We start from the raw sequence: 12,158 nt of genomic DNA, 5'->3' as shown, positions 1-12,158 counted from the left end.
CACTCTCCGAGAGAATACCGGCGGCAGCGGGCATCGTTAACTTAAGATACAAAAGCTGTCCGGAAATGGCGGGTCAAGATCAGTTTACGTGTCATTCTGAAAAATAAGGCAGCGCTTCTTATGAATAAATACGACACCAGAACAGACATTGAATACCATAACACCAGGAAGAAGGTGAGAAATATTGAAAATGATGTTATTACCATCAGGAAAAATATCGCGTCAGATATAGTTAATCCCGTTGGAAGGAATCCTATTCGCATGCAATAGAATATAAAAACAACCACCCCAGAACCAGTAAGGCATAAATATGTGTTTTTTGCAACGGTCATATTCAAAATACGTTTTAGTGTAAACAATTGCCACTCCATTTATGTTTAGGATTAAGAAGAAACCAAAGAAAGCCTGTCTACGTAGCTTTTTTCCACCGTCTGAGTGTGAATTTTGACACAACAATGATGACTTTTCTTACTACCAGATAGGTAGTCTTGCCAGTCAACTTAAAATATCCCCAAAACGCCCCACCGCAGTGCACATCCCCCAAAGCCGCTCCCCAAAACAGTGAAACCCAACCCGCAGCAATCCACAACCTACTAAAAAACAAAGCAAAACCATCCTGGCACACCCCTTGCTTAATCAACCGTGAAAGGGCAGCACACCACAATTTGAACAATAGCTGGCTAGGGTTCCGGTTCACCACGGTGAATGGCTGGTCCAAGAGCTGGCGACCTCTGAGAGGTTACACGGCGGGACAAAAGCCCGGGAGACAGCAGCACCAGACGGTGTCGCGCTGCCCCCTAATTTTGTGCCACTCAGAGGTCAAGCATGAAAAAAACGCCATTACTCCGCTCTCTTGTACTATCGCTGGCAATACTGGTCAGTCTCCCCACGTTCGCCGCTGTGAAAAAAGAGTTCAACGTCTGCTGGACCATCTACGCCGGGTGGATGCCCTGGGGCACCATCAGCAATAGCAAAATCATCGATAAATGGGCCAGCAAATACGGCATCAAAATCAATGTTGTGCAGCTCAACGACTATATCGAATCCATCAACCAGTACACCGCAGGGCAGTTTGACGGCTGCACCATGACCAATATGGATGCGCTGACCATACCGGCCGCAGGCGGGGTGGACACCACGGCGCTGATCCTCGGTAGCTACTCGGAAGGCAACGACGGAGTAGTGATGAAAGGTAAGGGCAAAACCCTGAAAGATCTGAAAGGGATGAAGGTCTACCTGCCTGAGCTTTCTGTGTCTCACTATCTGCTGGTGCGCGGTCTGGAAAAAGCCGGGCTCGCAGAGAAAGACGTCACCGTGGTGAATACCTCGGACGCAGATATCGTCTCTGCGTTCGGGACCGCCAGTGTGCAGGCTGCGGTGGCGTGGAACCCGCAGCTTTCCGTCATCAAAGGCACGCCAAACACCACCGAAGTGTTCAGCTCCTCGCAGGTACCGGGTGAGCTTATCGACATGATGGTGGTCAACACCGAGACCCTGAAAGACAACCCGGCGTTGGGCAAAGCACTCACTGGCGCATGGTACGAGATGATGGGGCTGATGAAAGCGCAGGATGCCGGCGCGCTGAATGCCATGGCCGCCGCCTCCGGGACCGATCTCGCCGGGTATCAGGCGCAGCTCAAAACCACCCATCTGTTCTATACCCCGCAGGACAACATGGCGTTTGTCACGTCGCCGGATCTGGCGAAAACCATGCAGCGCGTGGCGTCGTTCTCCTTCGACAAAGGGCTGCTGGGCGAGGGCGCGCAGAGCGCCGATTTTATCGGTATGCGCTTCCCGGGCAATGTCACGGTGGGCGATGCCAGCAACGTGAAACTGCGCTTTGACGACAGCTTCGTGAAAATGGCCGCTGCCGGCACGCTGTGATAACGGACGGAGTCTCCATGCGACAAATTAATCGCCATCCCACTCCCGGCATGCGGCTGATGCTCGTGATGCTGCCTTTTGTCCTGCTGCTGGCCGCCTACTTTTTTGGCTCGGCGGTCAGGCTGGAGGCCAACCCGCAGGACAAGCTGCTGCCCGGCCTGCAGCAAATGCTGGACGCGCTATCCCGGATGGCGTTGACCCCGGATAAACGCAGCGGTGAATACCTGTTCTGGGTCGATACCCTGGTGAGCCTCGCGCGTCTGCTGGCGGGGCTGGCGATCGCCTCACTGATCGGCCTGTGCATTGGCGTTACCTCGGGCGTGTTTCCGCTGTGGCGTGCATCGCTCTCGCCGCTGATGACGGTGCTGTCGATGATCCCGCCGCTGGCGATCCTCCCGGTGCTGTTTATCGTTTTCGGGCTGGATGAGCTGTCGAAGGTGATGCTGATTGTCATCGGCATCACCCCGATGCTGGCGCGCGATCTGGAGCACCGCGCCTGTGAAATCCCACCGGAGATCCTCATCAAAGCCCAGACGCTGGGGGCCAGTAGCTGGACGCTGGTGCTGCGCGTGGTGCTTCCGCAGCTGCTCTCCAGGCTGCTGACCTCGCTGCGCCTGCTGCTCGGGTCGGCATGGCTGTTTCTTATCTCGGCGGAGGCTATCTCCTCTACCGCCGGGCTGGGATACCGCATTTTCCTCGTACGGCGCTACATGGCGATGGATGTGATTATCCCGTACGTTCTGTGGATCACCCTGCTGGCGTGGCTGATGGATCTTGCTCTGCGTCAGTTGCACAAAACCTGTTTTCCCTGGGCGGAAGGAGGGAAGGCATGAGCTTTATCACCATCAACAATATCTGGCAGGAGTACGGCGACCATGTGGTGCTGGAACGCCTGAACCTGCAGGTGAAAGAGGGCGAGTTCTGCTCAATGGTGGGGGCGTCCGGCTGCGGAAAATCTACCTTCCTGCGTCTGCTGCTTGGTCAGGAAGCGCCCAGCCGGGGAGTGATCACCCTCGATGGCATACCGCTGCGCGCCGAGCCGGACAGCAGCCGCGGCGTGGTGTTTCAGCGCTACTCCGTTTTCCCGCACCTCAGCGTGCTGGATAACGTCGCCATCGGTCTTGAACTGCCGCAATCGCCGCTGTTCGGGCGGCTGTTTGGGGGCAAAAAACGCGCCGTGCGTGAACGGTCGGCGGAGATGCTGGAAAAAGTCGGCCTCGGGCACGCGCTGGATAAATATCCCGCCCAGCTCTCCGGCGGCATGCAACAGCGCCTGGCCATTGCTCAGGCATTCATCATGCAGCCGCGCGTGCTGCTGCTCGATGAGCCGTTTGGCGCGCTGGATCCGGGGATTAGAAAAGACATGCACGCCCTGTTGCTGCAGCTGTGGGGCGAAACCCGCATGACCGTCTTTATGGTCACCCACGATTTGTCTGAAGGCTTCAACCTCGGCACCCGGCTGCTGGTGTTCGACAAAGTGCGCCTCGACCCGCAGGCACCGAATGCCTACGGCGCGCGCATTACCTACGACATTCCGCTCAACGAGACGCGGCTCTCCGCCCTGAGCGGAACCACGCCCGACAACGTTTATGCCTTAAGGGGGTAACAGTGAATACCATGACGATTTTACGTGAAGAGACGCTTCCCGGCGGGGGACACCTCTCGTTTGTCCTGAAGCGCGGGCAGATCCTGCGCATGACAGATACGCAAGGCGGTGCCAACGTCAGCCTGCTGATGCTCAACCCGCACGAGAAAAGCGAGCGGCTGAACTTGCCCGACACGCTGAAAGGCCAGCACACCGCGCGCCTCACCGCCGGACACTGCTTTTACTCCGACATGGGCCGCGTGCTGGTGGGCATTACCGCCGACACCTGCGGCTGGCACGACCCGTTTGGCGGCGTGCTGAATGCCGCCGAAGTGGCGGAAAAATACGGTCAGGGGCGTTATCAGGAGCTGCGCAACGGTTTCTACCGTAACGGTACGGACAACCTGCTGGTGGAGATGGGCAAGTGGGATCTCAACCTGGAAGATCTGCTGATGGTGGTTAATTTCTTCAGCAAGGTCACCGTGGAGGACAACGGCCAGTTCCGCTTCCACAGCGGACATTCGCAGCCGGGCAGCTACGTTGAGCTGTTCGCGCCGATGGACACGCTGATTGTCATGACCGCGCTACCGCACCCGATGGATCCCTCCCGGGAGTACGCCCCGCGCCCGGTACAGCTGAGCTGGCGGCAGGCGGAGGATGAAGAGGGGGCGATTAACGCCCTCCTGACGCGCGCGGAAAACGAACGCGCCATCACTAACACTCAACGTTTCGCCCTGTAAGGAGCCGTGTATGACCGTTGCCAGCGAAAAACATCCCCAGCACGCCAGCTTCCGCCACGTTATCCCGGCGGGGGAACCGTATCTGTTTGAAGTGAAGAAAGGCCAGACGCTACGCCTGCTCGACCTGGAGGGCAACCAGGCGGTGGACACGCTGTTTTACAATGCGGACAACCCGCGTGAGCGCTACGACGCACAGCGCACGCTGCGCCGCCAGAACAACGCTTATCTCACCCACGGCAGCGTGCTGTACTCCAACCTCGGTAACCCGCTGCTGACCATCGTGGCAGATACCTGCGGGCGTCACGATACCCTCGGCGGCGCCTGCGCGCAGGAGAGCAACACCGTGCGTTATGCTCTCGATAAACGCCATATGCACAGCTGTCGGGATAACTTCCTCTGCGCCTGCCTGCACGATGGCCGCCTGCAAAAGCGCGATATTGCCGCCAATATTAACTTCTTCATGAACGTGCCGGTGACTCCGCAGGGCGGGCTGACCTTTGAGGACGGTATCTCCGCGCCGGGGAAATATGTCGAGCTGCGCGCCGAGTGCAACGTCATCGTGCTGATCTCCAACTGTCCGCAGCTTAACAACCCGTGCAACGGCTGGAACCCGACGCCAGCGGAGGTGCTGGTATGGAACTGACACCCACCCGCTGGCAGCGCCTGCGCCAGGCCATTTATCGCCTGTTTGAAGTCCGCGCCGGACGCATTCTGCCGTAACCGCTTTTTCCCCATGGACGACCATGGGTGAGCCGATTTTCGGCGGGACGACCCGCCACGATTGAGTCTGACCTATGTTGACGACACTCCTGATTGCAAATCGCGGGGCGATTGCCTGCCGCATTCTGCGCACCCTGCGCGCCATGAAGATCCGCGGCGTGGCGGTCTACTCCGAAGCCGATCTCAGCAGCCTGCATATCCGGGAAGCGGATGAGGCGCTGAGCCTGGGCGAGGGCCCGGCGGCGAACACCTATCTGGTGAGCGAAAAGATCATCGCGGCTGCCAGAGCCAGCGGTGCGCAGGCCATTCATCCTGGCTACGGTTTTCTGTCGGAAAACGCCGCATTTGCCGAAGCCTGCGAAGCCGCAGGCATTGCGTTTGTCGGCCCCACGCCGGAACAACTGCGTCTGTTTGGCCTGAAACATACCGCCCGCGCGCTGGCGAAAGCGCACGGCGTGCCGATGCTCGAAGGCACCGGATTGCTGGCTAACGTCGATGAGGCCGTTCACGCTGCGGCAGAAGTGGGCTACCCGGTAATGCTGAAAAGCACCGCGGGTGGCGGCGGGATCGGCATGCGCGTCTGTTACCACGCGGAAGAGCTGCGCGACGCCTTCGATGCCGTGGTGCGCCTGGGCAAGAATAACTTTAGCGACGCGGGCGTGTTTATCGAGAAATACATTGAGCGGGCGCGTCATCTGGAAGTCCAGCTGTTTGGTGACGGCAAAGGCGAGGTGATTGCCCTCGGCGTGCGCGACTGCTCGGTACAGCGGCGTAACCAGAAGGTGCTGGAAGAGACGCCCGCGCCCAACCTGCCGGACGGCATGGAGGCCGCGCTGTGCGAGGCGGCGATAAAACTTGGCCAGGCGGTCAACTACCGCAGCGCGGGTACCGTGGAGTTTGTCTACGACAGCGACGCGGCCCGCTTTTACTTCCTTGAAGTGAACACCCGTCTGCAGGTAGAGCACGGTATCACCGAGCAGGTGTGGGGTGTTGACCTGGTTCGCTGGATGATTGACCTGGCGGCCGGAACGCTGCCGCCGCTGGCGGAGCTGCGCGCCAGCCTGCAACCACAAGGACACGCCATTCAGGCGCGGGTCTACGCCGAAGATCCGGGCCGTCAGTTCCAGCCGTCGCCAGGGCTACTCACCGAAGTGGTGTTCCCGGAAAACGACCGTCGCACATTGCGCATCGATAGCTGGGTGGAGTCCGGCTGCGACGTACCGCCGTTTTTTGACCCGATGCTGGCCAAAATCATCGCCTGGCAGCCCACGCGCGAGGCGGCGATCCGCGTCCTGCACACCGCGCTGGGAGAGACGCGTCTCTACGGCGTGGAAACCAACCGCAGCTATTTGCAGCAGATTTTAACCTTCCCGCCGTTCGCCCACGGCGAGCCGTGGACCCGCTGTTTAGAGACGCTGGACTATCAGGCCTTCACCCTTGAGGTGCTCAGCGCCGGGACGCAAACCACGGTGCAAGATTATCCGGGGCGCACGGGCTTCTGGGCCGTCGGGGTGCCGCCCTCCGGGCCGATGGACAGCCTGGCGCTGCGTCTCGGCAACCGTCTGCTGGGCAATGAGGAGGGGGCCGCCGCGCTGGAGATCACCCTCAGCGGCCCGACGCTGAAATTCAACTGCGACGCGCAGCTGGCGGTGACCGGCGCAGCCATTGCGCTGACGCTGGACGGCGAGCCGCTGGCAAACAACCGCGTTTTCCGCGTCCGGGCGGGAAGCACGCTGCGTATGGGCGATATTCAGGGTGACGGCGTGCGCAGCTATCTCTGCCTGCGCGGCGGGTTTGAGGTGCCGGATTATCTGGGCAGCAAAAGCACCTTTACCCTCGGGCAGTTTGGCGGTCACGCCGGACGAGCACTGCGCACAGGTGACGTGCTGCATCTGTCCCCATTGACCGAACCTGTCGCGGACGGGGAGCTGCCGCAGGCCCTGCGCACCAGCCTGGATGGGGTGCGTGAGCTGCGGGTGATTTACGGTCCGCATGGTGCGCCGGAGTATTTTACGCCGGGCTATATGGCGACCTTTTTTGCCACCGAGTGGGAGGTACATTTTAACTCCAGCCGCACGGGCGTGCGTCTGATCGGCCCGAAACCGGAATGGGTACGCGACAGCGGCGGCGAAGCGGGGCTGCACCCGTCGAACATCCACGATAACCCGTACGCCATTGGCGCGGTGGATTTCACCGGCGATATGCCGGTGATCCTCGGCCCCGACGGTCCAAGCCTGGGGGGATTTGTCTGCCCGGTCACCATCATTGAGGCGGATTTACACGCGGTTGGCCAGCTGAAAGCGGGCGATAAAGTGCGCTTTATGCCGGTGGACGTTTCCACTGCCCGACGGCTGGCGCAGGGGCAGGCAGCGCAAATCGCCAGCCTGACGCCGCAGGTCATGCCGTGGCAACCTGTCGGGCTGAGTTCGCCGGTGGTGCTGGAGGTGGGGGAGGACGATAAACGGCTGGTGGCGAGGTTATCCGGCGATACCCATCTGCTGCTGGAGATAGGCGACCCCGAACTGGATCTGGTGTTGCGTTTTCGCGCCCACGCGCTGATGCAGGCGCTGGAAACGCGCGCCCTGACGGGGATTATCGACCTCACGCCGGGGATCCGCTCGCTTCAGGTTCACTATCAGCCGGAAACGCTGAGACTGGAAGCGCTGCTGGAGACGGTGGCCGGGCTGTGGCAGGACGTATGCGGGCAGGCGTCGCTGGACGTGCCGTCGCGCGTGGTCTGGCTGCCGCTCTCCTGGGACGATCCCGCGTGCCAGAAGGCCATCGATAAATACATGACCACCGTGCGCCGGGATGCGCCATGGTGTCCGAGCAACCTGGAGTTTATCCGTCGTATCAACGATCTGGCGAATATCGATGAGGTCTATAAAACGGTGTTCGACGCTCGCTATCTGGTAATGGGGCTGGGAGATGTCTACCTGGGCGCGCCGGTCGCGACACCGCTCGATCCACGCCATCGTCTGGTAACCACCAAATACAACCCGGCACGCACCTGGACGGCGGAAAACTCGGTGGGTATTGGCGGGGCCTACCTTTGCGTCTACGGCATGGAGGGGCCGGGCGGATATCAGTTTGTCGGACGCACGCTGCAGATGTGGAATCGCTATCACGCCGTGGAGGATTTTGACGGCAAGCCCTGGCTACTGCGCTTCTTCGACCAGATCCGCTTTTATCCGGTCTCTGCCGAAGAGTTGCTCACCATCCGCCGGGATTTCCCGCTGGGGCGTTATCCGCTGCGCATCGAACACACCACGCTGAAGCTGGCGGAGTATCAGCAATTCCTGGCCGACGAGGCGCCGGAGATTGAGGCGTTCCGCGCGCATCAGCAGGCCGCGTTTGACGCCGAGCGTGAGCGCTGGGCCGCCAACGGTCAGGCCCATTTTGACAGCAGCGAGGTGCTGGTAACGGATGGCGAAGACGCGCCGCTGGCACCCGGACAGGCCGGGATTGACAGCCCGGTGTCGGGCAACCTGTGGCAGGTAAACGTTGAAGTTGGCAACACCGTGCGCGAAGGCGATGTGCTGGTGGTGCTGGAGTCCATGAAGATGGAAATCCCGCTGGTCGCAACCCAGGACGGGGTGGTCAGCCAGGTGCGCGTGCAGCCGGGTTCATCGGTGCGCGCGGGTCAGTGTGTGGTGGTCCTGGAGAAAACAGCATGAAGCACCTTTTTGATTTACGCCTTGATGTTCTGGCGCAGGCATACCGTTCCGGTCAGCTCCGTCCTCGCGCGGTTATCCTTGCCCTGCGCGAGCGCGCGCTGGCGCTGAACCCGGAATTTAACGCCTTTATTTATCTTCTGACGCCCGACGAGCTGGAGCCGTATCTGGCCGCGCTGGACGGCGTGGATCCGGCATCGTTGCCGCTCTATGGCGTGCCGTTTGCCATTAAAGACAATATCGATCTGGCGGGTATTGAGACCACCGCCGCCTGTCCGGCCTTTGCGTACCGGGCAGAGCAGGATGCGACGATAGTGTCGCAGCTGATCGCGCTGGGGGCGGTCCCGCTGGGGAAAACCAATCTCGACCAGTTCGCGACCGGCTTAAACGGCACGCGCTCACCATTTGGTGCGTGTCGCAACAGTGTGCATCCGGAGTATCCGTCCGGTGGCTCAAGCGCGGGCTCGTCGCTGGCTGTGGCGCTGGGGCTGGCGAGCTTTGCCCTGGGCACCGATACCGCCGGGAGCGGGCGCGTTCCGGCCTCTATCAATAATCTGGTCGGGCTGAAGGCGACCAAAGGGCTGATCTCGACAGCGGGGGTGGTGCCCGCCTGCCGCACGCTGGACTGCGTAACGTTCTTCACCAGCACGGCAGCGGAGGCCAGCCAACTGCTGGCGCTGACGGCGACGAAAGACGCGCGTGATGACTACAGCCGTGTTAACCCGTCCTGGAACGGAGCGCAGGCATTTGGCGTACCGGCAGCCGGTTTTCGCTTTGGCGTGCCGGACTCGCTGGAGTTTCTCGGCTGCGCAGAGAGCGAGGCGCTGTATCACACCGCAAAGGAGAGGCTGATCGCCCTTGGCGGCGTGCCGGTGACCATCGACTTTTCGCCGTTCCTGGCGGCAGCAAAACTGCTCTATGACGGCCCGTGGGTGGCCGAGCGCTACCACGTTGCGGGCGCGTTGATTGAGCAACAGCCGGACGCGGTGCTGCCGGTGATCCGCAATGTGCTGCAAAAAGCACCTGCCATGAGTGCGGTAGCGGCGTTTGAAGCGCAGTACCAGCTTCAGGCCTATAAAAGCGAGTGCGATGCCATACTGGCGGGGCTTGAGTGCGTGTTAACTCCCACTTATCCGCGCCCGGTGAGTCTGGCCGAGCTGGCGGAGGAACCGGTCAAACGCAACTCTGAGCTTGGGCTTTACACCAACTTTATGAACCTGCTTGATTACGCTGCCGTGGCGGTCCCGGCAGGGTTTATGGCCAACGGCTTGCCTTCCGGCATAACGCTGTTTGGCCGCTCGTTTACCGACCAGTATCTGCTCAGCCTGGCCGATGCGTTACAACGTCACCAAATGTTAACCCTGCCCGGCGGGCGCGAGATGCAAGGGGATGCTCCTGTTTCGCCCGCAACCGATGACCGGATGTACCTGGTGGTGTGCGGCGCGCATCTGGACGGGTTGGCGCTGAATCATCAACTGCGCCAGCGCGGGGCGACGTATGTAGAAGCCACCACCAGCGCCCCGCATTATCGGCTCTTTGCCCTGGCAGACGGCAAACGGCCAGGCATGGTGCGGGCAACAGAACAGGGTTCCGCAATAGCCGTAGAGGTGTGGGCACTACCGCACAGCGAAGTGGGATCGTTTCTGGCCGGGATCCCCGCACCGCTGGGGCTGGGAAAAGTCGAACTTCAGGACGGGCGCTGGCTGACCGGGTTCATCTGCGAGGAGGCAGGATTAGAGGGAGCACAGGAGATTACGCGATTCGGTGGCTGGCGAGCCTGGCTTGCTCATCATGCGTGAGCAAGCCAGCGCGGTTAACGGTAGAGCGGTTTTTCTGCGACCGGGATCAGTAAGGTAGATTGCCAGTCCGCAAGCGTCAGCTGCGCGAGTTTTCCCAGTGCGGTATAGAACGGGTGCCCGGCGTTTTCGACAAACACGGAGAGAAAACGGGTGCTCCACGGCAGCAGGTGCCACGCCAGAAGCTGGTCGCGTTCCGTCTCGCGTCCGTTCTCAGTGAGCCATGCGGCCAGCAGCAGCAACGTACCAAAATGATCTTCCGGTTCGTTCTGCTGCATCTCAAAGGCAATCTGGTTTTCCCGCATCCACTGACGCAGTGCGAGGGTTGAATCCCCAAACAGCACGGATTCACGATCCAGCCATACGGAACCCCACGGCGGTGCGGGCAGCGCATAGGGGCCAATAAACAGCCGCTGCCAGGCGTCGGTGACGGGCTCATCGGCAGGTACCGTAAAGGTGTCGGCGATGGGCTGCAGCGCCGCCTGCGGCAGCGGCCAGTCCGTAACCCAGTCGCCAGCGGTCAGGGCGTTGACCAGCGGCGCAACGTGCTCGCTGTCGGGTGAATAATAAAACAGTGCGCCCAGTACCCGGGCGCTGAACGCGAACGCTTCACGCTGTGAGACATCTATCATTACAACCTTCCTTGCTCGCCCGGGCGAACCCGCGCGCCTGTGTTAACCGGCAATTGCCATACCTACCGTCATGTGCAGACCATAGAACAGACCGCGGCCGATCAGTTCACCCACGACAACCAGCGCCAGGCCTGCAAAGAGCGCAAGGGTTTTCGGCTCCTGGCGCCGGATGAGCGGGCACAGCCAGCAGCCTAATCCGGCGGCGACCAGTATGATACGGCCAACTTGCCATGCGCCATAGTCCGGCAGCAGGGCGCTGGCCTGTTGTACGGAGCTGTGTAGCGTCGCCAGTTCGTTACTCTGCAGCACAATCACCGCCACGCTCAGCAGCAGCGCCAGTACGCTCACCGATGCGGCACACGTGCCTCTGAAGGCGGTGCCAGCGGCGCGAAGCAGCAGGGCGGCAAACAGCGGGCCACCCAGCACCATTGTCAGGAAAAAGGCCTGCGTGGTGTAGCCGGTGTACCAGGTCGGAACCGTATCGATCTGATACACGCGAGTCATGGCCCAGACAAACACAATCCCCAGGATCTGGCTCACCACCATCCATACTTTACCCAACGCGGGCGGCATTTTACCGATAACCGACACCAGCCACCAGAAGCCACCGACGGCAAAGAAGACCGAGCCTGCCGCGATCTCGTTGCTGAGCGCCGACGCGCCAACACGGTTCAGGGAGTTAAACGCCCTGAGCGGGGAACCCAGGTGCATCACCGATGCGATAAAGCCAACGCCCATGACCAGCCATAAAAAGAACATGCTGCGCACGATGCGGGCTTTGACCGCCTCGTCACTCTCCCTCATCCATGCCAGACCGCTGACGAGCAACGCCCCGGCCACGCACTGCCCAAAAACGGTGAAGATCACCAGCGGCCATTCATGCCATCCACTTCCCATCTCACACCTCCTTCGGGTTTGCCAGATAGCCGGTGGTATCTCCCGTCGGGCGGCTGTTGGCGTTAGGTTTAATCACAATGCTTGGCTTCGTGAAGTGCGCGGACGGCAGCGGCGCGACGGCCGCAAGCTGGCCGTGTTTTTTACGCAGCTCGTCAATCGGGCCGAAGTCCAGCGCGCGCAGCGGACAGGACTCCACGCAAATCGGCTTTTTGCCCTCTGCGACGCGGTCA

At 60.7% G+C, this 12,158-nt stretch carries 9 protein-coding genes, 1 pseudogene and 1 riboswitch; of the genes and pseudogenes, 7 read left to right on the top strand and 3 right to left on the bottom strand.

All coding sequences use genetic code 11. The features are described 5' to 3' along the window. Window positions 1-669 precede the first annotated feature (669 nt). Window positions 670-768, top strand: a riboswitch (guanidine-I (ykkC/yxkD leader). Window positions 769-825: 57 nt separating this feature from the next. From AX755_RS13380 to atzF, 7 genes are all read left to right on the top strand, one after another. Next, window positions 826-1,884 carry a putative urea ABC transporter substrate-binding protein gene (locus tag AX755_RS13380; protein WP_062856912.1) on the top strand — a complete coding sequence of 353 codons (1,059 nt, stop codon included), beginning with the start codon at window positions 826-828 and terminating at the stop codon, window positions 1,882-1,884. Between the two features lie 17 nt (window positions 1,885-1,901). After that, on the top strand, window positions 1,902-2,717 hold the full coding sequence (locus AX755_RS13375) for an ABC transporter permease (protein ID WP_013096806.1): 816 nt from the start codon (window positions 1,902-1,904) through the stop codon (window positions 2,715-2,717). Beyond that, entirely contained in the window at window positions 2,714-3,490 is a 777-nt protein-coding gene (locus AX755_RS13370) for an ABC transporter ATP-binding protein (protein ID WP_062856911.1), read from the top strand. Before AX755_RS13375 ends, AX755_RS13370 begins: the two co-directional genes overlap by 4 nt. 11 nt (window positions 3,491-3,501) lie before the next feature. Next, window positions 3,502-4,209: an urea amidolyase associated protein UAAP1 gene (locus AX755_RS13365; RefSeq protein ID WP_062856913.1), complete on the top strand. Its 708-nt coding sequence runs from the start codon at window positions 3,502-3,504 to the stop codon at window positions 4,207-4,209. 10 nt (window positions 4,210-4,219) lie between these two features. Beyond that, window positions 4,220-4,852, top strand: a complete 633-nt coding sequence (locus tag AX755_RS13360; RefSeq protein WP_013096803.1) for an urea amidolyase associated protein UAAP2 — start codon at window positions 4,220-4,222, stop codon at window positions 4,850-4,852. A gap of 151 nt (window positions 4,853-5,003) precedes the next feature. Continuing rightward, on the top strand, window positions 5,004-8,606 hold the full coding sequence (gene uca / locus AX755_RS13355; protein WP_062856910.1) for an urea carboxylase: 3,603 nt from the start codon (window positions 5,004-5,006) through the stop codon (window positions 8,604-8,606). Then, window positions 8,603-10,402 carry an allophanate hydrolase gene (gene atzF / locus AX755_RS13350; RefSeq protein WP_062856909.1) on the top strand — a complete coding sequence of 600 codons (1,800 nt, stop codon included), beginning with the start codon at window positions 8,603-8,605 and terminating at the stop codon, window positions 10,400-10,402. Before uca ends, atzF begins: the two co-directional genes overlap by 4 nt. A gap of 14 nt (window positions 10,403-10,416) precedes the next feature. Here the strand turns inward: atzF and dmsD are convergent, their stop codons facing one another. The 3 genes and pseudogenes from dmsD to AX755_RS25795 form a co-directional block, all read right to left on the bottom strand. Continuing rightward, entirely contained in the window at window positions 10,417-11,031 is a 615-nt protein-coding gene (dmsD, locus tag AX755_RS13345; RefSeq protein WP_058682371.1) for a Tat proofreading chaperone DmsD, read from the bottom strand. A 42-nt stretch (window positions 11,032-11,073) separates the two neighbouring features. After that, window positions 11,074-11,928: a dimethyl sulfoxide reductase anchor subunit family protein gene (locus tag AX755_RS13340; RefSeq protein ID WP_062856908.1), complete on the bottom strand. Its 855-nt coding sequence runs from the start codon at window positions 11,926-11,928 to the stop codon at window positions 11,074-11,076. A 1-nt stretch (window position 11,929) separates the two neighbouring features. After that, window positions 11,930-12,158: pseudogene (locus tag AX755_RS25795) on the bottom strand (dimethyl sulfoxide reductase subunit B); the annotation flags it as partial.

Source organism: Enterobacter sp. SENG-6 (assembly GCF_001605945.1).
Classification (GTDB): domain Bacteria; phylum Pseudomonadota; class Gammaproteobacteria; order Enterobacterales; family Enterobacteriaceae; genus Enterobacter; species Enterobacter cloacae.
The sequence above is the reverse complement of the archived record's forward strand: the minus strand, read 5'-3'. Positions and strand labels throughout refer to the sequence as shown.

Bases quoted from the DNA above. Each gene is read 5' to 3' on its own strand.
- AX755_RS13380 (WP_062856912.1), top strand. From the start codon at position 826: ATGAAAAAAACGCCATTACTCCGCTCTCTTGTACTATCGCTGGCAATA.
- AX755_RS13375 (WP_013096806.1), top strand. From the start codon at position 1,902: ATGCGACAAATTAATCGCCATCCCACTCCCGGCATGCGGCTGATGCTC.
- AX755_RS13370 (WP_062856911.1), top strand. From the start codon at position 2,714: ATGAGCTTTATCACCATCAACAATATCTGGCAGGAGTACGGCGACCAT.
- AX755_RS13365 (WP_062856913.1), top strand. From the start codon at position 3,502: ATGACGATTTTACGTGAAGAGACGCTTCCCGGCGGGGGACACCTCTCG.
- AX755_RS13360 (WP_013096803.1), top strand. From the start codon at position 4,220: ATGACCGTTGCCAGCGAAAAACATCCCCAGCACGCCAGCTTCCGCCAC.
- uca (WP_062856910.1), top strand. From the start codon at position 5,004: ATGTTGACGACACTCCTGATTGCAAATCGCGGGGCGATTGCCTGCCGC.
- atzF (WP_062856909.1), top strand. From the start codon at position 8,603: ATGAAGCACCTTTTTGATTTACGCCTTGATGTTCTGGCGCAGGCATAC.
- dmsD (WP_058682371.1), bottom strand. From the start codon at position 11,031: ATGATAGATGTCTCACAGCGTGAAGCGTTCGCGTTCAGCGCCCGGGTA.
- AX755_RS13340 (WP_062856908.1), bottom strand. From the start codon at position 11,928: ATGGGAAGTGGATGGCATGAATGGCCGCTGGTGATCTTCACCGTTTTT.